Origin of the sequence: Anabaena sp. FACHB-595, assembly GCF_048568275.1 — a bacterium.
GTDB lineage: Bacteria > Cyanobacteriota > Cyanobacteriia > Cyanobacteriales > Nostocaceae > Trichormus.
Genome location: NZ_CP183473.1, coordinates 3,209,756 through 3,235,821, shown reverse-complemented (window position 1 = coordinate 3,235,821; position 26,066 = coordinate 3,209,756). Strand labels below are relative to the sequence as shown.

The 26,066-nt window shown below is 43.1% G+C and carries 16 protein-coding genes and 1 pseudogene; 9 read left to right on the top strand and 8 right to left on the bottom strand.

From position 1 onward, the window contains the following. The first annotated feature begins 26 nt into the window (after nt 1–26). The 3 genes from ACN222_RS13340 to ACN222_RS13330 are packed head-to-tail and all read left to right on the top strand — an operon-like array spanning nt 27 to nt 4,032. Entirely contained in the window at nt 27–908 is an 882-nt protein-coding gene (locus tag ACN222_RS13340; RefSeq protein WP_010996828.1) for an ABC transporter ATP-binding protein, read from the top strand. Further along, nucleotides 905–1,876: an ABC transporter permease gene (locus ACN222_RS13335; protein ID WP_010996827.1), complete on the top strand. Its 972-nt coding sequence runs from the start codon at nt 905–907 to the stop codon at nt 1,874–1,876. Before ACN222_RS13340 ends, ACN222_RS13335 begins: the two co-directional genes overlap by 4 nt. Further along, the gene (locus ACN222_RS13330) at nt 1,870–4,032 is read left to right on the top strand and encodes a M1 family metallopeptidase (RefSeq protein ID WP_197535799.1); all 2,163 of its coding nucleotides are present in this window, start codon (nt 1,870–1,872) and stop codon (nt 4,030–4,032) included. The genes ACN222_RS13335 and ACN222_RS13330 overlap by 7 nt, the downstream gene beginning before the upstream one ends. 10 nt (nt 4,033–4,042) lie before the next feature. Here the strand turns inward: ACN222_RS13330 and ACN222_RS13325 are convergent, their stop codons facing one another. The 4 genes and pseudogenes from ACN222_RS13325 to ACN222_RS13310 form a co-directional block, all read right to left on the bottom strand. Beyond that, nucleotides 4,043–4,249 carry a hypothetical protein gene (locus ACN222_RS13325; RefSeq protein WP_010996825.1) on the bottom strand — a complete coding sequence of 69 codons (207 nt, stop codon included), beginning with the start codon at nt 4,247–4,249 and terminating at the stop codon, nt 4,043–4,045. Then, nucleotides 4,246–4,461 carry a hypothetical protein gene (locus ACN222_RS13320; protein ID WP_010996824.1) on the bottom strand — a complete coding sequence of 72 codons (216 nt, stop codon included), beginning with the start codon at nt 4,459–4,461 and terminating at the stop codon, nt 4,246–4,248. Before ACN222_RS13320 ends, ACN222_RS13325 begins: the two co-directional genes overlap by 4 nt. 176 nt (nt 4,462–4,637) lie before the next feature. Further along, a pseudogene (locus ACN222_RS13315) lies at nt 4,638–4,901 on the bottom strand (Rpn family recombination-promoting nuclease/putative transposase); the annotation flags it as partial. Continuing rightward, nucleotides 4,894–5,694 carry an Rpn family recombination-promoting nuclease/putative transposase gene (locus ACN222_RS13310; RefSeq protein WP_044521433.1) on the bottom strand — a complete coding sequence of 267 codons (801 nt, stop codon included), beginning with the start codon at nt 5,692–5,694 and terminating at the stop codon, nt 4,894–4,896. The gene ACN222_RS13310 and the pseudogene ACN222_RS13315, both read right to left, overlap by 8 nt. A 181-nt stretch (nt 5,695–5,875) precedes the next feature. Here ACN222_RS13310 and ACN222_RS13305 point away from each other — a divergent pair, with 181 nt between their 5' ends. Then, nucleotides 5,876–6,769 (top strand): IS982-like element ISNsp1 family transposase, encoded by an 894-nt coding sequence (locus ACN222_RS13305; RefSeq protein WP_010996820.1) that lies wholly within the window; start codon nt 5,876–5,878, stop codon nt 6,767–6,769. 136 nt (nt 6,770–6,905) lie between these two features. On the opposite strand, the gene ACN222_RS13300 is transcribed toward ACN222_RS13305, so the two are convergent. Both ACN222_RS13300 and ACN222_RS13295 read right to left on the bottom strand, forming a co-directional pair. After that, nucleotides 6,906–8,648, bottom strand: a complete 1,743-nt coding sequence (locus tag ACN222_RS13300) for an ABC transporter ATP-binding protein/permease (protein ID WP_010996819.1) — start codon at nt 8,646–8,648, stop codon at nt 6,906–6,908. A 13-nt stretch (nt 8,649–8,661) separates the two neighbouring features. After that, entirely contained in the window at nt 8,662–9,402 is a 741-nt protein-coding gene (locus ACN222_RS13295) for a VOC family protein (RefSeq protein ID WP_010996818.1), read from the bottom strand. A gap of 647 nt (nt 9,403–10,049) precedes the next feature. Between ACN222_RS13295 and ACN222_RS13290 the strand changes: the two genes are divergently transcribed. Continuing rightward, nucleotides 10,050–10,991 (top strand): DNA-methyltransferase, encoded by a 942-nt coding sequence (locus ACN222_RS13290; RefSeq protein WP_231865456.1) that lies wholly within the window; start codon nt 10,050–10,052, stop codon nt 10,989–10,991. A gap of 127 nt (nt 10,992–11,118) precedes the next feature. Here the strand turns inward: ACN222_RS13290 and ACN222_RS13285 are convergent, their stop codons facing one another. Both ACN222_RS13285 and ACN222_RS13280 read right to left on the bottom strand, forming a co-directional pair. Then, nucleotides 11,119–12,183 (bottom strand): sucrase ferredoxin, encoded by a 1,065-nt coding sequence (locus ACN222_RS13285; RefSeq protein WP_010996816.1) that lies wholly within the window; start codon nt 12,181–12,183, stop codon nt 11,119–11,121. Nucleotides 12,184–12,261: 78 nt separating this feature from the next. Further along, a complete protein-coding gene (locus tag ACN222_RS13280) occupies nt 12,262–12,978 on the bottom strand; it encodes a COG4280 domain-containing protein (protein ID WP_010996815.1) in 717 nt (238 codons plus the stop codon). Between the two features lie 127 nt (nt 12,979–13,105). Here ACN222_RS13280 and ACN222_RS13275 point away from each other — a divergent pair, with 127 nt between their 5' ends. The 4 genes from ACN222_RS13275 to ACN222_RS13260 all read left to right on the top strand — a co-directional run bounded on the left by ACN222_RS13275 (nt 13,106) and on the right by ACN222_RS13260 (nt 25,942). Beyond that, nucleotides 13,106–13,951: a sterol desaturase family protein gene (locus tag ACN222_RS13275; protein ID WP_010996814.1), complete on the top strand. Its 846-nt coding sequence runs from the start codon at nt 13,106–13,108 to the stop codon at nt 13,949–13,951. Nucleotides 13,952–13,980: 29 nt separating this feature from the next. Continuing rightward, the gene (locus ACN222_RS13270) at nt 13,981–14,232 is read left to right on the top strand and encodes a thioesterase II family protein (RefSeq protein ID WP_044521432.1); all 252 of its coding nucleotides are present in this window, start codon (nt 13,981–13,983) and stop codon (nt 14,230–14,232) included. A gap of 22 nt (nt 14,233–14,254) precedes the next feature. Next, the gene (locus ACN222_RS13265; RefSeq protein ID WP_010996812.1) at nt 14,255–15,499 is read left to right on the top strand and encodes a serine hydrolase domain-containing protein; all 1,245 of its coding nucleotides are present in this window, start codon (nt 14,255–14,257) and stop codon (nt 15,497–15,499) included. A 654-nt stretch (nt 15,500–16,153) separates the two neighbouring features. After that, nucleotides 16,154–25,942, top strand: coding sequence for an Ig-like domain-containing protein (locus tag ACN222_RS13260; protein ID WP_010996811.1), 9,789 nt, complete (start codon nt 16,154–16,156; stop codon nt 25,940–25,942). Nucleotides 25,943–26,066 lie beyond the last annotated feature (124 nt).

Sequence of the window (26,066 nt, the reverse complement as noted above, 5' to 3'; positions counted from 1 at the left end):
CCGCGCCCCTCTGCGTTAAAAAAATCATGCTCATCATCAAACAATTAAACAAAAAATACCCCAACGGCATCCAAGCCCTAAGAGATATATCCTTAAAAATAGATTACGGCATCTTCGGATTACTCGGCCCAAACGGTGCAGGGAAATCTAGCCTCATGCGGACACTAGCCACTCTCCAAGATGCTGATTCTGGCTCAATAGAATTAGACGGCGTAAATTTCCTCAAAAATCCCCAATCTGCTCGTAGTATCTTAGGTTATTTACCTCAAGATTTTGGCGTTTATCCAAGTGTTTCAGCTGAAGATTTACTAGATCAATTAGCCGTCTTCAAAGGATTTATTCATCATCAACAACGACGAGAAATAGTTGCACAACAACTGCAACTTGTCAATCTATACGAACAGCGTCAACAGAAATTAGGCACTTTTTCCGGTGGTATGCGCCAGCGTTTCGGAATTGCTCAAGCTTTACTCGGTTCACCCAAACTCGTAATAGTAGATGAGCCAACCGCAGGTTTAGATCCAGCAGAACGCATCCGGTTTCATAATTTGCTTTCAGAAATCAGCCAAGACAGAGTTTTACTACTCTCTACCCATATTGTCGAAGATGTCGCCGAATTATGCCCGAATATGGCGATTATGAATAGGGGTGAAATCCTTCGCAGTGGTAGTCCACAGGCTTTAATTAATGCTTTAAATGGCAGAGTTTGGACTGCACTGCATTCAGAAACGAGCAATGTTGAAGAATTAACGGTAATTACTTCCCGAATGTCGCGGGGAGAAAGATGGGTGCGCGTTTTAAGTGATTCTCAACCCGGTAAGGATTTTCAACCTGTTGAACCGGATTTAAATGATGTTTATTTCATTGCGTTATTAGATAAACCCCAATCTCAAACTATTGCTGTATGAAACAAGCATTTTCCGCTATTTTGCGGTTTGAAACTTTTTATCATCTCCGTCGCCCGACGTTTTGGTTAATTGCTATCTTATTTTTCGCCATTGGACTCACCGATATAGTTGCGAAAGCTGGGCCTGGTAACGCCTTCTTTTTTGTCAATAGTCCGGCGGAAATCTTTCAAGTTACTATTTGGTATACCATTTTTGGAATTTTGGCAGCATCGGCTTTTGTGGCTGAAACTTTTGTGCGGGATAGTAATTACCGTATGGAAGCTTTAATTTTGGCTACTCCCATCCGTAAACGGGACTATTTAACAACCCGCTTCATCGCTGCATTTGGAATGACGCTTTTGGCGTTTTCTACCTATATACCAGGGATGCTTTTAGGTACTGTTATACCTGGATTAAACCCCTTTGCTTTGGGTGCATTTCGTCCTGAAGCTTATGTGGCTAGTTATGTATTATTTGTATTACCCAATCTATTTTTAGTTTCTGCGATCGCATTTAGTATTGCTTCCAAAACCAGAAGTATTATCATTACCTATGCTGGGGCAATTGTTCTTGTCATGCTCTACCTGGTTTCTCTGATGCTGGTGGGGGTAGATGTCATCGACTTTGAATTATACCGCATCTGGGCAATGTTAGACCCCTTTGGCTTTTATGCTTTTGAAGAAAAAACCCTGACTTGGACAGTTTTCCAGCATAATAATTTGATGCCGTCTTTAGGGGGAACACTGCTGTGGAATCGTCTACTTTGGATTACCATTGCTGTGGCTGGTTGGATGTGGAGTTATCACACCTATTCAATGAAGGTGATGGGAAAATCTCCTGTGAAAACCAAAGTGAAGACTACAAAGTCTCAACCAATAAATATCAATAGAAATTATTCCCCCGCTTATTCTCCTGCATCTTCCTTACTATGGCAACAATGGATTAACCGCGCTTGGTTTGAAACTAACTTAATTTTACGAGGGTGTTAATTTCTCTCTCAAAAATTCCTCTCCACGCCCTGGGTTTATATCATAATCTCTACCGTTTTGCTGCTACCAATGATATTGAATATTCCTTAATGAACGGTTACGGACATCTGTTAATCGGACATCTTTGGTATAGTCTTTACTGGGCAATTGGGGGAGCAATTTTAATGATGCTGGCATATATTATTTATCCCCGTGGGACATTTGATCAAAATTTAGTTAAAGATTGGCAAAGAGGTTGGCGAAATACTAATAAAAAAGTCAAACGTGCTTTAGCAGCTTTAATATTCATGTTTGCAGGTGTGGGAGGATGGATTGGTTACAACACAATTATCGTTAACGCATACAAACCACCTACCAGCGAAGAAACGGCGGCGGAGGTGGAAAGGCGATACAAAAAGTATGAAAATCTGCCTATGCCGGTTGTGACTGAAACTCGGCTAAATATTGACCTTTATCCAGAGCAACGTTATTTTATTGCTCAAGGTGAATATTTATTAGAAAATCGTACCCAGTCACCGATACGAGAAATTCATTTATTGACCTTCATTAATTTAAAAATTGATGATGTAAAATACCCAGGTTTAAAGTTATGTTCCTCTGATAATAAATTAGGATATCACATCTATGACCTAGAAAAACCTCTGATGCCGGGAGAGAAACAAACCATGCAGTTTGTCACCCGCATTGAACGCCCCCAAGGATTTCGTAATGAGGTTGATAATGATGATATCTACATGATTTATCCTAACGATGTGGTAGGTAACGGCACTTATTTATATAGTCCTTTTATCTTACCTTTTGTGGGTTACACCAAGATGGTAGAAAATAAAAAAGCTTGGTTACGTCAAAAGCTAAATCTACCACCCCTGGAAGACAGAATGAGAAAACATGATGATCCGGTGGGTTTATCCCAAGGGCTGATGTTAACTCATTTAGGCTGGGGTAAAACAGATATTACTATTGGTACATCAGCAAATCAAACTGCTATCACATCGGGGAAATTAATTAAACAATGGAAGCAAGGAGATAGAAAATACTTCCGTTATCAATCAACCACTCCTAAGCGTGGGGAATTTACTATTTATTCTGGACGCTACAAAGTTTATCGAGATAATAATTATCGCGTTCCCATTGAAATCTATTACCATCCAACCCACGAAGATAATGTGAAACTCATCGCCACTCAAATTGGTGAAGCTTTAGAGTTTTATGAAAAAACTTTTGGTTCTTATCCTTTTCCACAAGTGCGGGTGACGGAGTTTGTTTTTTACAATGGTATGGTATTTTCTGATGCTGGGACAATTGGCATTCCTGAAGTCTTAGTTTGGAAAAGTCAAGCCCAAGGTTTAGGTAAAGAAAATATCATTGATTGGTTATCATATTTGTTAGCTCAAGCTTGGTGGGATGAGCAAATTATGGCGGCTGATGTTGCAGGGGGAATGACAATTAATGAATCTCTGAGTGCTTATGCTAGTTCACTTTATCAACGTTCTCGACGCACTCCTAAAGAACAAGTTTTAGCGAGAAAACAGTTGATGCGGGATTTCTTTCGTCTGTTAGGAAAGATTGATTTTAAAGAACCGCCTTTAACTGATGTTTATAATGAAACTCCTATCGCTCGTTATAAGGGTGGTATGGTGTTGGAATTGGTGGAAGATATCATCGGGAAGGAGGCTTTATTATCTGCTATTCGGGAATTTTTGAATAAGTATCGTTATAAATCTGCTCCCTATGCAACAGTGATTGATTTACGGGATGCAATTTTAAGTAAGGCTGGGGCTGAAAAGAGAGAGGTAATTAATGAATTGTTTGCTGAAGTTATTACTTATCAAGTATCTTTAACTGATGCTGTTTGGCAAAAGTTACCTGATGGCAAATATAAAATTAAATTGAAGGTGGAAGCGCAGAAGCTTTATACAAGTAATCTGGGAGAGCAAAAATCAGCAGTGTTGAATATCCCGTTTACTGTGTCTTTGGAGGATGCAGAGGGAAATAGGATTTATCAGCAAAAACATCAAGTTAATCAACAACAAGCAACTATTGAGGTTGTGACAGATAAACTTCCTACTTATGCGGCGGTTGATGGGAGTTATATTTTACCTTCTGCTGTCTTACAGGATAATGTTAAGCGTCTGCGTGCTGATGTGGAACGTTAACAAAAAGCGATCAACGTGCGGTGACAAAGCCTTGGCTAGTGAGTTTCAGGCGATTGAAGTCCCATCCTAGAACCCGCGCACTGCGAATAATACCTTCACGTAGCTTTGCTATACCAGCACTGTCACCGCGACGCTTGAGATCATTCAACACAAGCACAGACATCACGGCTTGATATGCCATAGAATCGGCAACGATTTGCTTGTCAGTATTGCTCATACCACCCAATCGTAAAATGACATGAATGGGATATCAATGTTGGATATCTGTGCAGTTACTGGTAGAGGGATGAAGATTGGTGCAAGTAGCAGGGTAGCTTTAAGAGCCAGTTTCCAGTTAGCTAGTCGATGATACGCCAAAGGACGCTGATCTCTATATTTGTCTAATCTCAAGGTTTGCGATCGGGCTATCAGTTGATTGATTTTCAGCATATAATCAGGTGTAATTTGGGATTTTAAATTTATTTGTCCCTGATTCTACCTCAACAGTGAAGTGATATGAGAGTCTGATTACGTTGCGTTACGGCAATTTACACTGTCGCTCATGCTTAAATCCTCACATTGTCGTAACACACCCTACTGCTCTAGCTTTGTGTAGCAAAGAGAAGTTATCGCTCTTGTTGTGCTAACTCTTGGACTTGTGCAGTATCTAAATCTAAAGCCTGTGCTATTTGTTCTACAGTTAAACCCAGTGCTAACAGTTTAGGTACAGCTTCTAATTTGGCTTTTTGTTTACCTTCCTGTTCACCTTCTAGTTTGCCTTCTAGTTTGCCTTCCTCTTTAGCTTCTTGATAAACCCGTGTTTGCTTTAACTCACTTAAACCAAACATTGCTTCTATCTCCTGGCGACTCATTTGCGGAAATTTATAAACCTGCTACTTGCTGGACTTCTGTAACATCTAAATCTAATGCCTGTGCTATTTGTTCCACGGTTAAACCCAGTGCTAACAGTTTAGGTATAGCTTCTAATTTGGCTTTTTGTTTACCTTCCTGTTCACCTTCTAGTTTGCCTTCCTCTTTAGCTTCTTGATAAACTCGCGTTTGCTTTAACTCACTTAAACCAAACATTGCTTCTATCTCCTGGCGACTCATTTGGGGAAATTTATAAACTAAGATTGTCTCTATTAATTCTAGTAACTGTTGTTGTGGCAGTTGCAAATTTTGTGCTTGTTGGGTGCGGTTGATTAATTCCTTAGCCGTGTTAATGGCTGTATCTTCCGCCTCAATTACTAATTTTATCGTAGCAATGCCTATGGGTAGTGATCCAGCTTCACCTAGTTCATTTAAGTAGATTATCTTGATACGTTGACTCTCAAATAATTCTAGGAAATCTGCTTTTTCGGCTGTATCTATCTGTCTGTAAGGATAAATTACTACTCCCCGCCAAGGATTTTGGCGTTTGTTTTGGCGTAAGTATAGGGTAATTTCGGAAATCAGACGCAGGTAAATATCTACATCTGCTTGAAATTGGACTTCTACAAAATAAATAGGTTTAGTTTCATCTTGGATGGGGAGAAATACACCATCAATTCTAAAGGCTGTTTGTTTGATTTCTACGGAAGCAAATTGATAGATGTTGGCAGTTTCGGGAGGGTTGTCAATGAGTTCAAAGAAGATGCTGGGGAATTGTTGAAATAGGCGATAAAATATGCTGTCGGTTTTCACGCAGAGGTTTTAGGTGATTTTCGGCTAGGGTGATTTTATCATGATTGATATTACCTATGTTACGCGATGTGCGACTTATTGTTTCGTTACACAATTGAGGTGTATGAACGATTGAAAAGAAAATTCCCACAATCCGCACTGGAGCGAGAAAATCGTTACCAGTGAATGGAATGCGGGAAAAATGTTTTCTATTGAAGAGTTTATCATTGCCGTATTTTGCTGTGTTGACGACGTGCGGATGGAAATCACCCAGATATACCCAATCAAGAGACGAGGTTTTGCTCCGAGTTTAAGGGAGAGTGAAGTTTTAACAATGGAAGTAGTGGCAGAGTTTTTGGGAATAGATGCTGACAAAGACATTTGGAAATACTTTCACCGTCACTGGTTAGGGCTATTTCCTCAGTTAAAGAGTCGCTATGCTTTTATTCGTCAAGCAGCTAATTGTTGGCAGTACAAGGAACTCATACAACAAAAATTAGCACAGTATTTAGGAGCATACTCTGATCAACTTCATTTGATTGATGGATTACCAATACCTTTGTGTGGCTTGAGTCGCGCTCCCAACTGCCGAAGTTTTAAATCCCTTGCAGATTATGGTTTTTGTGCTGCTAAAAAACAGACGTACTATGGGTTTCATGGGCATTTAATCGTTAGTGGCACAGGAGTTATTAGTGGATTTACCCTGACTCCGGCAAATGGCAGTGAACGGGACGCACTTTGGGATTTAATCACGCGAATTAAAGGTTTATTAATCGGAGATAAGGGCTATTTAAGTCAGTTCTTGTCAGGAGAACTTAAAGAAGTGGGTATTACTTTACAAACCCCTTTGCGTTCTAATATGTCTGACTCTCGTAGCCGATCTTCAGTGCGATTAATGCAACGCTTTCGTCGCCTAATTGAAACAGTAATTGGTCAATTAGTTGAGAGATTTCATATAGAGAAGATTCGAGCGAGAGATATGTGGCATCTTACCAGTCGTCTCAATCGCAAGATTTTAGCTCATACCGTCTGTTTCTGGCTTAATCGCCACAATTGTGACCCTCTTCAGTTCGACGATCTTGTTACAGAATATTAAGTCGCACATGGCGTTATGTTTGCTTGGTGCGTGACGGCAAGTTGAATATATGCGTGATGTTTTAAATCTTATCGTTGCCGTCACACACCCTACGTTACTGATTTAGGGGAGTTTTAAACGCAGAGGAGCGCGGAGTTCACGCAAAGGGGCGCGGAGAATCCTTTGCGTCTACCCTGCGGGAACGCCAAGGGCGAATGCGCCTTTGCGCGAAACAAAAATTATCTATAGGTAATAATTGCCAGTTTTGCTGTGCTAGTTCTAAAACCATTTGATGATAGTTTAATAATGTGTTGCGATGTCCGACGCTGATATAGGTGATTGATGTTTGTTGCAGTTGTTGATATAAACTGGCTTCGGTTTCTTCATCTAGCGCACTTGTTGACTCGTCTAAAATGGCGTATTTTGGTTGAATTAAGAGCAATCTGGCAAAGGCTAGTCTTTGTTGTTCTCCTAATGATAATACTCTTGACCAATCAATTACTGTGTCTAAGCCTCCGTGGCTTTGGGCTAAGTCGGGTAGGTGTACTTGTTGGAGGGTTTTGAGGAGGATTTCAGAGGGAATGTTCGTTGTTGTTTGGGGATAGGTTAATTGTTGTCGCAAGCTTCCCCAAGTGATGTAGGGACGTTGGGGGAGAAATAACAAACTATCATTAGCTGGACGCTCAATTATGCCTTCTCCATGTAACCATAGCCCAGCGATCGCTCTCAATAATGATGTCTTTCCTACGCCACTCTCCCCGACAATTATTAATGATTCCCCTGGTTTGACACTCAAAGATATATCTTGAATTAAGTTGCCTCTTTCGGGAATTTCTAGTGTTAAATTTTTAATATTAATCTCTGTATTTTCCGCAAACTTAATTTTCCCTTGTGCCTCTGTTTGCATTGCCTTACCTAGTTCTGAAAGTCGCTCAACTCCGGCTGCTAAAGTAGTAATTTGATTGAATTGAGTAATAATTAATCCCAGTGCTAACCCGACTCGCTCAAAGGCTGCTTGGGATTGGGTGACTGCACCTATTTCTAATTCACGGGAGAAAATTCGGGGAGCTAATATCAAAAAGGGTAGGATGAAGGTAAGAAACTGATAGCCGTTTTGGAAGACATTCAGCCGAAATTGCCAGCTAATTAAACGCTTAATATTGGCAAATACTTGACTAAATCTCTGTTTGAGTTGTTGTGATTCCTGGGTTTGTCCGTTGTAGAATGCGATCGCTTCTGCATTTTCTCTGACTCTGACTAAACCATAGCGAAAATCCGCTTCCCGCTTGATTTGCTCTAAGTTAATTCCGACTAAAACTTTCCCAAACACCAGCGTTGTCACCAGTGTACCGACTACAGCGTAGGTCACCAAGGAGTACATCAGGAAGGGAGAAATCAGCCACAGTACACCAATAAAACCTATTAGCTGTACTAAAGAATCAAGAAAAATTACAAATAGTGCTACTAATCTTTGGGTGACATTTTTGATATCTTCCGCCAAACGTTGATCTGGATTATCAATCTCAGCGTTAACCTGCAATTGATAAAAGGATTGTTTGGCAAAATATTGCTGGAAATAGTCAGATGTCAGCCATTTTCGCCAATCAAGGCTGATTTGGGCTTGGATATAGTTTTTGAGAGAGATAAATATAACGTTAATAATAACAACGCCGCTAAAAAACCAAAAGGTCTGGTAGAACCGATTAAAATTCTGTGCGGCTAAGGAAGAAGTGATTTCTCCGCGTTGGAGAATCTCAAAAATGATGAAATAACTACTTCCCAAGGATAAAATCACCAGCATGATTAATTGGGCGATCGCATCCCCTCGCCAACGATATAACCAGTATGGTTGAATAATTTGCCAAAATTGCTGCCAGATTTGAGGATTCCCCAAATTCATGAGATTTTTGTGCCTAAAACTTTAATACCAGAGGAATATCTATTTTTCGCGCATCTATCACACCTCTTTGCACCCGATTATCAAAAGTCAACTGGATAGATGGACAACCAGAGTCAATTTGTACCACTCCGTCTTGGGATAACAGTGCTAGAGGTTGAGTTAAAGTATTCCCACAAGCAGCACTAATCTCAATCCCTGTCATCTTTTTCAACCCCAAAGCATGAGACATCCACTGATGTTGCAAGTTAGGAAAGTTTCTTTTGAGTCTAGGTAGAGATATGGCATCAGGAATTAAAAAACACAGGGGTTCTGTTTGATTTACTAAATTATCACTAGAAAAACTTAGCAATAATTCTGAACGTCCCGGTGGTGAGTAACTAAATTCATAGTCTTCTAGGGGACGTTTTGTCTGAGATTGCTGACGTAGTGCAATCCCAAAAGGAGAAATTTTCGTGTCATGAAAGTGCTTAGGTGCAGTCCTTCGTAGACATCTGGCTAAAAAATCTATACCTGTACGCACTGCATAAATTTCTGCGGCGACTTCATCCTCAATCCAGATAAATTCTATATAAAAATTATCAAAAAAAATAATATATGAGGCTGTACCTCTATCAGGTTGTTTGACAGGAGTGTTAGCAACAGTTAGTCCCTGTTTAGCAAAAAACTCTAGTTCCGGTGCTGTCTCAACACAGATAAAAATATGGTCAACTTCTAACAATGAACTATTTACCGACGGTAGCAACGGAGTTTTCATAAATTAGCTCGCATGGCTTCAGATAGTGAAAATATTGTGTATGCACGTAATTTATTACAGTGCTTTTTAACTGAGCGATCGCAAATGGAAAATCAAGCCTGCGTCTAGGTTAAAGATATCCACCAAAATATATCTGCCCCTGATACCACAAAATACACATTGACATTTTTATTAACCACTTAACTCTTTTAATAATTATTCTCAATAAATCAATAAATGGGATACTTTGTCAAGTCTTTTTGTTGTTACCTGAGATAACAGCAATATCCCGATATTTACTCACAATATTGACAGCAAGATTTGGCAAAAAATAACTCAAACATTAAAATTACGTAATCTTGCGTATGGGAGTTGAATCTTAAAGCAGTTAGAATAGCTCCAGCTATCTGGGAATCAATGCGTAGCAAGGCATTGCTAGGTTAACGTTAAAGTATTTGTCAGTCTCAGTTCAATAAATTGCCCATTTTCCACTAAAATTAGACGTATAGTGTGTCTACCAACGTAGGGATTATCTGTAACTGATTAAAATAACCTCGTCATTGTGCTTGTTCTACCAGCAATCTCAGGTGACTGAATTCTTTGCTCAATGGATCTAGAAAACCATAACTATGATTAATTCAAAGCCTAAGAATCCGAAACAGAATATTGTGACTAGTTTTGATTATGGCATTCTCACTCCAGAGCAGCGATCGCTAGTTGAGCAACGTACAAGCGAGATTAGAGAGCAGTTACGGCGGACAGCTCAAGATATTTGGGAAATTGGGCAAAGTTTGGCAGAAGTGCGCGCTCAACTGAAGCATGGCCAGTTTGAGACTTGGTTAAAAGCGGAATTCGGTTGGAGTCGCCGCACAGCTTATAATTTCATTAATGTCTACGAAACCTTTGGGAATCGTGCAAATCTTGCACAAATTGACATTGCGACCTCAGCCCTTTATCTTTTAGCTGCACCTTCGACACCCGAAAACTTGCGGGAACAGTACATAGAAGAAGCTAAAGCTGGTAAACGCATCACCCATAAAGAATTAGTCCAAACTATTAAGCATCAACAAGAAAATCTTCCAGAACAAACAGAATTACCTCTGACTACAACGTCAGAAATCATCGCTATCATACCTAACTCCATAGACAAAAGCAATTCTCATGATGTTAATAACTCTATAGTTGAAGTACCAATCACCGCGCCACCGATACCAGAAACCATTGCCGAACTTAGCCGCCGATGGCTACGGTTAGGTAAACAACACTTAATATTTCATGGTGACACAGCCTCAAGTGAGTTTTTTGCTAACATCCCTTCCATTGCTTTAGCCGTAGCTGTAACCGAGGATGACTGGGATCATGAGTGGCTAATTGAGGAAGCAAAGACACTAATTGTTCTCCAACCCTCTGACTTGCAAACAAATACCTTAGAGCAACTAATTACCATGTTTTCTCAGCCAGGAGAGTTGATAGTCTTTCCCTGGTTGCCACAACCCGATATGATTGCGATCGCCCATCGTTTGCAGCGACGAGTGATAGCCGGTGATCCTTCCATAGAATTGTGTCAGCAAGCGGTGATTGCTTCAGGTTTAAGTGTGGAACAAATTTAGTTAATTCGTAATTCGTTAAGTAAAAAGACCTGATAAAACCAAAATTTAGTTCGTAGTGAGGACTTTAGTCCTTGTGAGAGGACTGAAGTCCTCACTACAAACCTTTAATTCGTAATTCCCCAGTCTCTTATTTCCCGAACTCCTCAACGCCATACTGACTCACACTCGCCAAGGGTACATCATCGCCGGATTTAAATTTGGTAGTGACTGTTCCGGTTTTTTTGACAACGGCTGTGTATGTACCCCAATTATCATCGTCTTTACTGGTATAGCTAATTGCCAATTTTACCCAAGTGGCTTGTTCATTCCAGCGTTCTACTAGAAGCTTGAGTTTGGGACAAGGAAGACGCTTTAAGATGGTTGTCAGGAGCTTTTTTTTGATATCTCCCACATCTTGCGCCAAAATACGTCCCGTTTTTTCATAGTTCAACCAATCCCACCCCACCTGCATCCAAATTTCTCGCTCTGCAATTTGCTCGAATTTGCTCAAACCTGTCCAACCACGGTAAAAAGGACGTAGCTGGGAAACATCACCTCGGCGATGAATTAAACAATCTAAAATATCAACCTCCAAATGTCCCCAAACTTGTCCGTGGGGGAAATCAATTAATGTAGGTGCAAATTGATGTCCGCCAAAATGATTGGTTTGCCACACGCGCAGGTTTTCTGTAGCATATTGTTTGCGTAAATGTTGGTAAAGAGGATAACCAAATCTTCCGCAGGCTCGATCATAGTTTGCATGGGTACAGATGATAATTTCTCGAATGTGTGCTGTTGGTTGCTGGTAAGACTGAAAGCGGATGAGTTGCTGGGGTTGGAATAATAAAGCTTCTGTAAGGGGTGCAAGTTCGGTGTGGGGAAGTAAATATTCCCGCTTGGTGTATTGAGCAAATAACTTGGCGGGACGTTTGTAATGAAAGACGTGAACGAGTTCTGGGTTAGTGTAGGTTTTATCGGGAGCGATCGCCAGAAGTCGCGTTTTAAAATATCGTATAGGTTGGGATGCTAACTTCTCCACAACTTGCAGCAGTGGTTGAAATTCTGGTTTTGCTTCCCAAAGATGGGTTTTCCAAGGTTGGGGTACTTCCACCAGTAACCATTCATCTACTGTACTGGCTGTTCCAATGGGGTCTTCCCGGTTAGCTTTAGAAACTACAGAACAGTAACGACAATCTTCATCTAATTTGTTCATTGCGAATTGCTAATTGCGTTGGCGTTAGCCTTGCCGTTCGCGGTAGCGTTGCGTAGCAAAGGCTATTGCGAATTGGTTTCATGTCACAGGTTGATTTTTGAACCAATACACGGAAATTACGGCTGTTAGACTATATAAGGCAATTAAAATCAAGATAAACAATTCATCCAAAGGAAATTCTAAGCCGACACCTTCCCCTAACCAGAAAGTCCCCATCGCACTGAGCATGATTCCTGCACCAAGTTTGATTAGCACTTCGGGCAGTTTCACCAAATATGGATGTAAGAAAATTACAAATACTAATGATAATAATAAAGCGAATCCTGTAGCAGCGATCGCTTCATACCATGCACTCGTTGCTAAACCCAACGTGATGACAATCACAAAGATTTCCAAGGCTTCCAAAGCCACACTTTTAGTCATAATGAGGAAATTAAGCTTACTAAATCCTGTGGATTCCTGATCTAAAACAATACCTTCTTTTTCTAATACCTGATCATCAATCCAACCTGCACGCCTTCCCGTCGCCAGTCTGCGTACAGACTTCTTGGCCCATCCCCAACCAAACCACAGCAACAACCCACCAATCACAATTTGTAATGGTTGTAGTGGTAAGAATTGTAACCCAGTTCCGAGAGCGATCGCCACAGATAACACAGCTATTAACCCGACGATAGAACCCCAAATAGCTTCTTTAACATAACCAGAACTACCAATAGCATAGGCGATCGCTACCACCTCGAAAAACTCCACACTCGTACTACCAAGCGCAGCCAAGAAAATACTCCAATTCATCGTATTACCTCCAAAAATAATCTGAGATAAATTTGCAACTAATTGAGATAGACTTATGGTAAATTAATACAATCACCACAAAATCGTAAAATTCATTTTCTCTACACAAGAAATAGGTTAATTCATCATGGAATGGATGGGTGCTATCTTCAGCTTTGTGGAATATGTGCTGAAGGGAATGCTAATGTATGGCGTATTTATTGTAATAGAAAGAGTGCGTCCAGCCGAACCAAATCAACCATTTCGCCATATTATTTTCAACTTAAAATGGTATATTGTCTATCTTTTGTTGGCATTTGGAATGAATGCCCTTGGTTTAGCTGCACTAGTGGGATTAACACGCAGTTGGCTAGGTGGAGCTTATCTAAATTTTCCAGCACCCCGCAACTGGATAGAAACAATTATCGGGATCATTCTGTATTTCTTAATAGTTGACTTTTTCTACTATTGGTTTCACCGACTACAACACACAAATTCATTTTTATGGGGACAACATAAATTTCATCACAGTGAAGTTTCCTTAAATGTTACCAGTTCCAGAAGAATACATTGGCTAGAAGAACCCTTAGTTCTCTTCTTCATAATTCTTCCCATGAATTTATTATTTAATCTTCAACCGATAGCAGCAGGTTTATTAGCCTTTATAGAAATTTTGTGGTTGCAATTTATTCACATGAATTTACGTTTAGGATTTGGTATTTTCTCAACCATAATTGTTAGTCCACAATACCACAGAATCCATCACTCATTTCAACCCCAACATATTAATAAAAACTATGCCGTATTCTTCCCGATTTGGGACATAGTTTTTGGTTCTTATTGTCATCCCCAACCAGGTGAGTTTCCAGCCACCGGACTAACAACCAAGGAAACCTATAATCATCTCTGGAAAGCTTCTATTTTACCTTTTCAAGAATGGTATAAGTTAATCATATTAAAACGTAGTTGTAGTGGACTGACACGACTGAAATAGTGCAATAATGCAGTTTTTGTGGTGTGGTCATGGGCATTTGGCCTGCACCATTATCTTGTGCAATTACAACCTTTGGCGGAATTACAGATCCAGAAGTTTCACAAATAGAACTAGCCGCATGGCAACAACATACAACGGGTGAATTTTCTCTACAGATGCTACCAGGAAATCATTTTTTTATTCATGAACATTGCCTACAGTTCTTAGATTTACTCTCACAACACATAGCTTTTCAAGAAAATCGGGCTAATATCCTTTTCTTGATTACTTTTGCCTTTTAACTTTTACCTTTCTTCTACTTATATGCTGTTGAAAATTTTTCGCACAACAATTCTGACTTCAGCCCTGTTATGTACTCCAGCGATCGCCCAAGCTGCAACCTTAACAACTGAATCAAGCCAGTCCATTACCTTCAGAAATACAGTCAATAGAGACTTAGGACAACAGCTACAAACAGCCTTAGATCAAGCACGGGGAGACATCCCAGGCGCGGCTGTAGCAATTATCAGCCCGAAAGGAAATTGGTTTGGGGCTAGTGGAGTAGCAGACATAGCCACAGGTAGACAATTGCAATCGAGCGATCGCTTTCAAATTGGCAGTATTACTAAAACATTTGTCGCAACAACTACATTACAGCTAGTAGAAGAAGACATCCTGAATTTAGACGATAAGCTAACAGACAGACTACCAATATCTGTCACTGATTGGATTCCCAACGCTAATCAAATTACCCTCCGCCAACTCCTAAACCATACAAGCGGCGTGCCTGATTATACAGATGTATTATTTAGATGGGCTGCCGTAAATCCAGGGGTATTTTTCAACAATTGGCAACCAGAACTACTAGTGAGTTTTATTGATGGCTTAGAGGCAAGTTTTCAACCGGGAGATGCTTGGCAATATTCCAACACCAATTATTTACTGTTGGGTATGGTGGTAGAAGCAGCGACAAATAATAGTATTGCACAAGAAATACGCGATCGCATTCTTGAACCCTTAGCCCTCAGCAACACCTTCTTTGCCGAAGAAGAAACCATTCCCGGTGGTTACGTCAGAGGTTATTGGGACTTCGACCAAAACGGCACACTCAACGATATTTCCACCGCTAACCTATCTTGGGCTTGGGCTAGCGGCGCAATGGTTTCCAACACCAGCGATTTAGCCACCTTCATTCATGCTCTCATAGGTGGGAAACTACTAGAACCCGACACCCTCCAACAAATGCTCACCACCATCAGTCCCATCACCTCCCAAAACTATACCACCTACGGTCTAGGCATCGGCACTCTAGAATCCCCCAATCGCTTTTGGTACATCCATCGGGGACAAACTCTAGGTTATCGCTCCAATATGTGGTACTCACCCTTAGAAAACATCACCTATATCGAATTAATTAACGCCCGTTCCAGTCGTAACTTAGCCGGTGCAACACTCACCACCCTACGACGCTATGAACCCCCCGCCGCAGTTCCCGAACCAAGAACGCTCCTTAGTGTGCTGTTAATAACAGTCGGTATGCTGACAGTTAGAGCAAGACCAGGTGTGTAAGGGTGCAGGGGTGCAGGGGAAGTAAATTCGCCCTTTCTTTCCCCAGTCCCCCATTCGTGCAAAATTTGCACAAACAATTTATATCTACGAAAATATATTGAGTTAAATAGACTTTACAGAAATTTTATAATTCATATATCCGATTAATTACGGATGTGTTATTATTTGAAGTGTGATTCAAATTATCGAGAATAAATCGCAATAAAGAATCACCTACTTTATTCATTGTTCTACTCAGAACCGCCAAAACTACTATTAATAACCAGTAATTGGTCACTGCAAGAGCATCATTATCTGAATATTTTCTCAATTTCATTATCCTAGTTTTCACATAGGAGCGTTGTATCTAGCTATTTATTAAGCTGTCAATATCATGACTTACTGCAAACATCATTTGAGCATAGCCAAGAGAAGACAGAGGAACTAGATAGCGTAGTCAATGTAATAGCTTCATTCATTTAGCTATGTAATTGAAATTTACTGATTGCCAGAAGCATATGTATCTGGCGCAGTTTTAACTGTCAAATATTCAGATGAATGAAACTGCTTTAAGTTTTTTACACGATGTGATCCTAGTTAAGACTTGGGAGGAAGAGTAACCCAGTTATTTCTGTCGATCAGATTCGAGATTGACCCATCTGTAGCAAACTATTTATGACAACAGTCAAGTTTACAACCAACACGACAACCCTCATAGAGACTCAAGACACCGTACTTACCTTTAGATTTGAGTTAAGTGAACCGCCACCATCAGGAGGGGTAAGAGTTTATCTCTTAGGTAACGTACCCCAGTCCTTAACGCAACTAGATTTATTTGCCATCAGCTTTACTGGTGGTGGTGTTCCACAGGGAGACTTCGACTTTAGCGGGTTTTTCTTTAACATTACATCCCAAGTTGCCACCGTCAGCGTACCCATTTTTCAAGATGGGATTCCTGAAGGACAGCAAAGCGTAGTTTATACTGTACAACCAGGCACAGGATATACAGTTGATCCAAACTTCAGCGCGGTCACTGTTAACTTCTATGATAATCCTAGTCAAGTTCCACCACCGCCACCACCAAACAATCCACCAGTAACAGTCAACGACAGCTACAGTACACAAGCCGGTCAACAATTGGTAGTGGCTGTTGCTAATGGTGTATTGAGTAATGACACAGATGCTCAATCAGACCCATTGACAGCCGCAGTAGTGCAAGCACCCAGCAACGGTACTCTCAGTCTCAATGCTGATGGTTCATTTGCTTACACACCCAATGCAGGGTTTGTGGGTACAGATAGCTTTACCTATTTAGCCAACGATACTAAAGCCAATTCTGCACCGGCGACAGTTAGCATTACAGTCACTGCACCACCGCCACCACCAAACGACCCGCCAGTAACAGTCAACGACAGTTACAGTACACAAGCCGGTCAACAATTGGTAGTGGCTGTTGCTAATGGCGTGTTGAGTAACGATACCGATGCTCAGTCAGACCCACTGACAGCCGCAGTAGTGCAAGCACCCAGCAATGGGAGTGTCACCCTCAATGCTGATGGGTCATTTGCGTATACACCCAATGCAGGGTTTATTGGTACAGATAGTTTTACTTATCTAGCTAATGATACTAAAGCCAATTCTGCACCGGCGACAGTTAGCATTACAGTCACTGCACCACCGCCACCACCAAACGACCCGCCAGTTACAGTCAACGACAACTACAGCACACAAGCCGATCAACAGTTGGTAGTAGCTGTGGCTAATGGCGTGTTGAGTAACGATACCGATGCTCAGTCAGACCCACTGACAGCCGCAGTAGTGCAAGCACCCAGCAACGGTAGCGTCACCCTCAATCCTGATGGTTCGTTTGCGTATACACCCAATGCAGGGTTTGTGGGTACAGATAGCTTTACCTATTTAGCCAACGATACTAAGGTAAATTCTGCACCGGCGACAGTTAATATTACAGTCACTGCACCACCGCCACCACCCAACGACCCGCCAGTTGCAGTCAACGACAGCTACAGCACAACAGCAGATCAAGCGTTGGTAGTGGATGCGGCTAATGGTGTGTTAAGTAATGATACTGATGCTCAATCAGACCCATTGACAGCCGCAGTAGCGCAAGCACCCAGCAACGGTAGCGTCACCTTCAACACTGATGGTTCATTTACTTACACACCCAATGCAGGGTTTGTTGGTACTGATAGCTTTACCTATTTAGCTAATGACAGTAAGACAAATTCTACACCTGCTACTGTCAATATCACAGTCAACGCAGCACCGCCACCACCAAATGACCCACCAGTCACAGTCAACGACAGCTACATCACAACAGCCGGTCAAGAACTGATAGTGGACGTAGCTAATGGTGTATTAAGCAATGATACCGATGCTCAGTCAGACCCACTCACCGCCGCAGTGGTGCAAGCACCCAGCAACGGTAGTCTGACCTTAAACAGCAATGGTTCATTTAGTTACACACCCAATGCAGGTTTTTCAGGTACAGACAGCTTTACCTATCTAGCCAACGACAGCAAGGTAAATTCTGCACCTGCGACAGTTAGCATCACAGTTAACCCACCAGCAACTATGCCAACAATTAGCTTTACCGCTAGTCCGACTACTTTAGTTGAGGCTAATAACGACAGTATTGTTTTAACCTTTCAACTGAGTGAAGCACCCCCAGAAGGAGGGTTAGAAGTTACATTTGATAGTGGCGTAGGGCGATCGCTTGCTGAATTTGATGTATTTAGTGCAGCATTTGATGGATTAAGGTTTTTAAGAGCTAATGCTACATCTAGTGCTGTTACTGTCAGATTACTCCAGCAAACCGCAACCATCACTTTACCTCTATTTAGAGATGAAGTTGTAGAAGGTGCAGAAACCTTTACCTACACTCTTAGCCCCGTACCAGGATATGACTTTGTTCCTGGTGAAAACGCAATTACCTTCACAATTAACGATACTGCTCCATCAACCATACCAGTAGTTAGCCTCACAGCATCGCCAGAGATAGTCAGCGAAGCAGAAGGAACAGTCTTAACATTAACCTTCAACACCACAGGCGGTATTCCCCCCGAAGGTATCACCGTGCGTCTACAAGGTGATGTTGCCAACATCATGAGGCAGTTCACGGCGGCGCAAGTACGCTTTGATGCCGAAGCCAATGTTTTCTACCGCTTTGACCGTCCCTTGGTAGAGACTGGAGTTACTGGGGGAAGATTGGATCTGTTTGCCCTCGAAACAGACCTGAGCAGCTTCACCTTTACCATCCTCGAACCAACGGCAACAATTCGCCTGCCTGTCTTAAACGACATCTTAGAAGAAAGCGACGCTACCTTTACCTACACCCTCGAAGCAGGAGAAGGTTACACAGTAGATCCCGCAGCCAGTTCTGCCAGCTTCACCGTCACTGATGGAGTACCTGGAGGAGTAGGGCCAGTGGTGAGTGTTTCTGCTACTCCCAGCACCCTGTTTGAATCAGAACAAACAGTCCTTACTATCACCTTTACTCTCGACAGCCCACCCCCAGAAGGAGGCGTTGTCGTCTACCTAGATAGTGGTGTACCCCGCTCCATTGCTCAATTTAACGTGACGGTGGATAATCCCCGTAATCCTGAAGATACTCTCAACCCTGTTGGTTTAACTACCACAGGCGGCACAATTGTCGGCACAAATGAATTTGTCAGTGCCGTACTTTTCCGTATCACCGAACAGACTGCAACGATTACAGTACCGGTGTTTAATAACGGGGAAGTAGATGGGCCAAGGAATTATACCTATACCCTCCGCGATGGTGAGCAGTATCAAGTTAACCCCGAAGCAAACCAAGTAACCATAACAATTGACGACACTATGACTATTGAACAGCCCGTAGTAGGGATTAGTGCTACCCCCGTAACAGCAGATGCTCAAAATAACCTACTAGCTTATGGGTTAGTAAAATCACCAGAATATACAGACGCAGAAGGCACGACCAGAACAGGTGCAGCCATCCTCAACCTATCCCTGAATGTAGACGGTACAATCCCAGAAGAAGGTTTAGTAGTTGATGTCATCACCGACCTAGACCTGTGGAAATATGTCAGTGGATTAAATGGGACACCATTCTCACCAGGAGCGCAAGTTCTAGAGGGAATTTACGACGAAGCAGGTAACGGTATTGGCTTCAAAGTCAGAGTCACATCACCCAACTCCTTAATTGTCTTCCGGCTCAAGAGTGGACTAGCAGCCGATGACCTAGCCTCAGCTACCTTCTCAATCCAAGGTGGGGAAGGCTACAGTGTCAACTCAGAGGCAGAATCCACCACATTCCCGGTCTACAACACACTGCAAGACGTACCAGCACCCAGCGTCACCCCAGAAGTTAGCTTCAGTGCCACCAACACCACCATAGTTGAGTCGGAAGGCGGCACAGTTACCCTCAACTTCAGCCTCAGTGAACCACCACCACCAGAAGGTGTAGTAGTTTTAGTCAGAGGCGCGCAATTCTCCAGCTTGAGTGATTTTGATGTCCTGCAAGCAGAAGTCGTAGGTGGAGAGTTCCCCGCTCTCATTGGTGCTAATAGCTTCTACTTCCGCATCACCGAACAGACTGCCAGTATTACAGTAGCGGCATTCCCTGACGGTGTAACAGAAGGGGTAGAAGTTCAAAGCTTTAGCGTAGTAGCAAATCCTGGTTACACAGTCAACTCCACAGAAAATACTGTGGTATTTACCATCCAAGACACCCCAGAATCGACCCTACCATCACTCACGCTCACCAGAACACCAGCCACTCTGATTGAGGCTAATGGCACAGTTTCCCGCCACACCTTCACCTTGAGCGCGCCTCCAGCCGCAGAAGGCGTAGTGATTTCTGTCAGCGCACCAAATCTGAGTGAATTTGACCTGGCAGGAATTAGCGTTACTGGGGGGACTATTGTCGCAGTCAGAGAAGATGGCTTTGACTTGAGTATGACTGCACAACGAGCAGTGATTGATTTACCTGTGAAAAATGACGGCATCACGGAAGGTACAGAAACAGCCGTCTTCAGCTTGCAGCCAGGAACAGGTTACATCATTGGGGAAACTAACAACCAAGCAATCTTCACTATCGTAGATGCACTAACACCCCTAAGTGCAGAAATAGAAAGCAATGATACCATTGCTACAGCCAACGATACCGGACTTAGTGAGGCTAACCCCACGCTATCAATCACCGGGGAAATCGGTTATAGCGGTGTAAATAGATACCGAATTAACCCCACAGATGCAGGTTGGACATACGTTGACAACACCGAAGATGTAGACCTGTACAAAGTTGAATTGAAAGCAGGCGATCGCCTAGCGATTGACATCGATGCACAGATCAATGGTTCTACCCTTTCCTCAGCCTTGCAAGTCTTTGATGCTGAAGGTAACGTGTTAGCAGCTAACCGCATCGCCCCAGCCCCCAACGAGATATTCCTTTCCCGCAACGACTCCTACATTAATTTCACTGCAACCGCAGACGGCGTTTATTACATTGGTGTCAGCAGCAATCCCAACTACGATCGCACTGCTGAAAATCCCAACCTAGCCAACTTTAACCCCTACGATCCTAACGTCCAGGGAAGCGGTACAGGTACAACTACTGGGGCATATACCCTCAATCTCAGCCTCAATTCAGAAGTTGGTACGGTTGTCAATCCCCCTGCACCAGTTCCCACAGGTGATGGCCCAATCATCTCCATCGAAACAGTCACAGGGACTTACTCATCCGCCGGCACAGGTGAAAGGATTCTGTCTCCATACCTAGTGACTGCTCCCCCATCAGGTGCAGCAGTATTAGCGATCGCTTTAACAGCAGATGGTGCAATTCCTGAAGGTGGTGCAGAGGTTGTTATCAACAGTGACATTATCCTGCGGCAATACTTCGGCAACTCCGTTAGAGTCAGACCTTTCACTGTGGGCGGACAAATTGGCGAAGCGATTTATGACCCAGCCACAGGTGAGGCTACAGGTTTTACCTTCAAACTGACACAGAATAACGCCTTCATCAACATTGTTATTCCCACCAGTCTGCAACTTGAATCACCACAAGCGGCTACTTTCTCCTTGGCTGCTGGAAACAACACCATAATTAACCCAGATGCGGACACCTCTACAGTTACCTTCTACCCAACCTTAGAGCAAGCACCTGTACCCACAGTTGTGCCGCAGGTAGGCATAGAAATCAGCCAAAACCAACTGATTGAATCAGAAGGTACTACCACCACACTCACATTTACCCTAGACCAAGCACCACCAGCAGAAGGCGTATTAGTCTACGTCAACAGTGGGGTGACTGGAGCTTTGGGTGACATTGATGTGTTTGACATAGAAACTAACGGTGCATCCTTCCCCATTGGTAACTTCCGTGCAGGTGGTTTCTACGTCAAGTTAACCCAACAAACCTCAACTATCACCCTGTCACCCTTTGATGATGGTCTAGTTGAAGGTATCGAAACCTTCACCTTCAGCTTAGAAACTGGTGCAGGATACACAATTGACTCAGCGAAAGCAGCAATTACCTTGAGCATTGCTGATACACCAGCATCTCAAGTATTAGTTAGATATACCTTCAGTCCCGCAACTCTAGTTGAGTCAGAGAACACAGTAGGCGTACATACTTTTAGCCTCAGTTCCCCACCACCCGCAGAAGGTCTCACCATCTTCGTTAATAGCGATAGTTTAGGTGAATTTGACCTGACTGGCGTAGAAATTACTGGTGGAGAAATCGTCAGTGTTGCTGAAAATGGCTTTAGTCTAAAAATCACAGCTAATCAAGCTGTAGTTAGAACACCTATAAGCAATGATGGCATTGCTGAAGGTGTAGAGACAGCAGTCTTCTCCATCGCCCCTGGTGATGGCTATGAAGTTAGCCCCACTGCTAACACTGCCACCTTCACAATCTACGACAATACCAGTGATGTCCCGTTAGTTGAAACAGAAGGTAACAACCTAGCAGCGATCAACGATACTATTCCTCAAGCCGTTGATACACAGTTAACTAAAGACAATACCCAATTCAAAATTCAAGCAAGAATTGGTAATGCTGCGCCTAACTTCATCGACAGATCCGAAGATGTTGACATCTACAAGGTAGAACTCAAAGCAGGCGATACCATTAAAGTTGACATCGACTCCCTGCCCTTTAATATTGACGGAGTTACCAACACCCAGTTTGTTGATACCGAACTACGCTTATTTGATGCCACAGGTCAACAATTAGCCATATCATTTAACGACCCTGCCCGTAACGAGTTATTTGTTTCTAACCGTGATGCTTACCTAGAGTTCACCGCTACCGCAGATGGTGCTTACTACATAGGTGTTGCAGCTAACTTTAACCGTTACTATGACCCCTTCACCGCAGGTAGTGGCGGCGGTCGGATTATCCCCACCTCTGGAACGAATATTGGCACATACGACCTCACTATTGACTTGACTCCTAGTGCATTACCAGTAGTTGGTTTGACAGCCAGCCCAGTAGTCAGTGAAGCAGACGGGCCAGGCTTGGTGCTGTTCTTCAACGCCCAAGGCATCATCCCAGAAGAAGGCATAGTCATCAGCGTTGGTGGAGACTTACGTACTTCAGCAGTCGCCCAAGGGTTGCAATTCCGTCAAGTGGTTGAGTCAGAAGGCGTTGAATACTTACGCTTTAACCGTGACACCCAAGCTTATGAGTTCCGCTTAACTCAAGCTAACGCCACAGTGACAATTCCTGTATTTGATGACATCGTAGAAGAAGTAGACACCACCTACACCTACCAACTACTAACCAGTGAAGCCTACACGGTAGACTCAGCAGCAGCTACAGCAGATGTCACCTATGTAGATGGTGTACCTGGAGGTATCGGCCCAATCGTCAGCATCTCCACTGAGCAAACAGCCCTCAACGAAGGCGATACCCTAACCGTTAACTTCAGTGTCGATGGCGAAATCCCAGAGGGAGGCTTGACAGTATTTGTCCTCAGTCCCACCAGAGCATCATTAGGTGAGTTTGTTATCTTCAATGAAGATGGCACACCTGCTGTCACCTGGGAAGGTATCGCTGGCTTCCCTGAACCAGATGGAACTGGTGGTGGTTTCTTCGTCACTTTAACCGAACCAACAGCATCCCTGAGCTTGAAGGTGTTTGATGATGGTATTGGTGAAGGGGTAGAAACCTTAACCTTCAACTTAGTTGATGGGGAACAGTATGAAGTTAGCCCTGATGCTGGTAGTATCACTCTCACTATTAGTGAATTACCAGTAGTTGGTTTGACAGCCAGCCCAGTAGTGAGCGAAGCAGACGGGCCAGGCTTGGTGCTGTTCTTCAATGCCCAAGGCATCATTCCAGAAGAAGGCATAGTCATCAGCGTTGGTGGAGACTTACGTACTTCAGCAGTCGCCCAAGGGTTACAATTCCGTCAAGTAGTTGAGTCAGAAGGCGTTGAATACTTACGCTTTAACCGTGACACCCAAGCTTATGAGTTCCGTCTCACCCAAGCTAACGCCACAGTGACAATTCCCGTCTTCGATGACATTGTAGAGGAAGCAGATACCACCTACACCTACCAACTACTAGCTAGTGAAAGTTACAAAGTAGACGCAGCCGCATCTACAGTAGATGTCACCTTTACTGATGGTGTACCTGGAGGTGTCGGGCCAGTAGTTAGCATCTCCACTGAGCAGACAGCCCTCAACGAAGGCGATACCCTAACCGTTAACTTCAGTGTCGATGGCGAAATCCCAGAGGGAGGCTTGACAGTATTCGTCCTAAGTCCCACCAGAGCATCATTAGGTGAGTTTGTCATCTTTAATGAAGATGGAACACCTGCTGTGACTTGGGAAGGTATTGCTGGCTTCCCAGAACCAGATGGAACTGGCGGTGGTTTCTTCGTCACTTTAACCGAACCGACAGCATCCTTGAGCCTAAAGGTGTTTGATGATGGCCCCGGTGAAGGGGTAGAAACCTTAACCTTCAACTTAGTTGATGGGGAACAGTACCAAGTTAGCCCTGATGCTGGTAGTATCACTTTCACTATTAGTGATCCTCCGATTGTCGGTTTCACAGCTAGTCCAATAGTCAATGAAGCTGAAGGTACAGGCTTAGTTCTGACATTCAATGTCCAAGGCAACTTGACCGCAGAAGGTGTAGTAGTCAGCGTTGGTGGAGATTTCCGTACCTCGGCGGTAGAGCAAGGTCTGCAATTCCGTCAAGTGGTTGAGTCAGAAGGTGTTGAATACTTACGCTTTAACCGTGACACTCAAGCTTATGAGTTCCGCTTAACCCAAGCAACTGCTACCGTTACCATTCCCGTCTTCGATGACATCGTAGAAGAAGCAGACACTACCTACACCTACCAACTGTTAGCCAGTGAAGCTTATGCACTAGACCCCGCAGCAACTTCCGCAGATGTCACCTTTATTGATGGTGTACCTGGAGGTGTCGGGCCAGTAGTTAGCATCTCTACTACACAAACCAACCTGCAAGAAGGTGATACCCTAACTGTTAACTTCAGTGTAGATGGCGAAATCCCAGAGGGAGGCTTGACAATATTTGTCCTCAGTCCCACCAGAGCGTCATTAGGTGAGTTTGTTATCTTTAATGAAGATGGTACACCTGCTGTCACCTGGGAAGGTATTGCTGGCTTCCCTGAACCAGATGGCACTGGTGGCGGTTTCTTCGTCACTTTAACCGAACCGACAGCATCCCTCAGCCTGAAGGTGTTTGATGATGGTGCTAATGAAGGTATTGAAAGCTTAACCTTCAATTTGGTGGATGGAGAACAGTATCAAGTCAGCCCTGATGCTGGTAGTATTGCTCTGACTATCAGTGATACCCCAACCAATCCTGTTGGTGATGCTGGTGACAACATCCTAGTTGGTGATGGCAATAACAACAGTTTGTTTGGTAATGCTGGCAATGACCGCATCTTTGGTGGTCTGGGTAATGACTACCTGTTTGGCGGTGCTGACGACGACCTCTTAAATGGTGGCGACGGTAACGACGCGCTGTTTGGTGGTGCTGGTAATAACACCCTATTAGGTGGTGCTGGTAATGACTACTTAACTGGTGGTGCTGGCAATAACCTCTTAGATGGAGGTGACGGTAACGATATCCTCTATGGTGGTAATGGTAATAATACTTTACTAGGTGGTGCTGGTAATGACATCATCTACAGTGGCTCTGGTGATGACCTGATTAACGGTGGTCTTGGTAATGACACCATTTTCTTGAATGGTGGACAAGATACTGTGGTTGTGGCTCAAGGTGCAGGTATTGACACTATCAACAATTTCCAAGTCAGTTTGGGTCAAAAGGTTGGTTTGAGTGGTGGACTTACCTTTGAGCAATTGACTTTGACTCAAAGCGGTTTGGATACGTTGGTGAAAGTTGGTGATGAAACTCTGGCTGTGTTGAAGTTTGTTCAATCTAGTGATTTGAGTTCTTCAGCTTTTACAACGGTCTAATGATTGTGTGGTGAATGGTTAGTTATTGACCATTCACCGTTTTGGCATGGCTGAATGAAAGTATAAGTTGATTTTTATACCTCAATTCAGCAATGCCTTAATTAATTTTAGAGGGACGCAGAGT

Coding starts and splice junctions, on each gene's coding strand:
- ACN222_RS13305 (WP_010996820.1), top strand. CDS start 5,876: ATGTTTTCTATTGAAGAGTTTATCATTGCCGTATTTTGCTGTGTTGAC.
- ACN222_RS13335 (WP_010996827.1), top strand. CDS start 905: ATGAAACAAGCATTTTCCGCTATTTTGCGGTTTGAAACTTTTTATCAT.
- ACN222_RS13270 (WP_044521432.1), top strand. CDS start 13,981: ATGGGCATTTGGCCTGCACCATTATCTTGTGCAATTACAACCTTTGGC.
- ACN222_RS13320 (WP_010996824.1), bottom strand. CDS start 4,461: ATGCTGAAAATCAATCAACTGATAGCCCGATCGCAAACCTTGAGATTA.
- ACN222_RS13265 (WP_010996812.1), top strand. CDS start 14,255: ATGCTGTTGAAAATTTTTCGCACAACAATTCTGACTTCAGCCCTGTTA.
- ACN222_RS13285 (WP_010996816.1), bottom strand. CDS start 12,183: ATGAACAAATTAGATGAAGATTGTCGTTACTGTTCTGTAGTTTCTAAA.
- ACN222_RS13300 (WP_010996819.1), bottom strand. CDS start 8,648: ATGAATTTGGGGAATCCTCAAATCTGGCAGCAATTTTGGCAAATTATT.
- ACN222_RS13260 (WP_010996811.1), top strand. CDS start 16,154: ATGACAACAGTCAAGTTTACAACCAACACGACAACCCTCATAGAGACT.
- ACN222_RS13295 (WP_010996818.1), bottom strand. CDS start 9,402: ATGAAAACTCCGTTGCTACCGTCGGTAAATAGTTCATTGTTAGAAGTT.
- ACN222_RS13325 (WP_010996825.1), bottom strand. CDS start 4,249: ATGAGCAATACTGACAAGCAAATCGTTGCCGATTCTATGGCATATCAA.
- ACN222_RS13340 (WP_010996828.1), top strand. CDS start 27: ATGCTCATCATCAAACAATTAAACAAAAAATACCCCAACGGCATCCAA.
- ACN222_RS13280 (WP_010996815.1), bottom strand. CDS start 12,978: ATGAATTGGAGTATTTTCTTGGCTGCGCTTGGTAGTACGAGTGTGGAG.
- ACN222_RS13275 (WP_010996814.1), top strand. CDS start 13,106: ATGGAATGGATGGGTGCTATCTTCAGCTTTGTGGAATATGTGCTGAAG.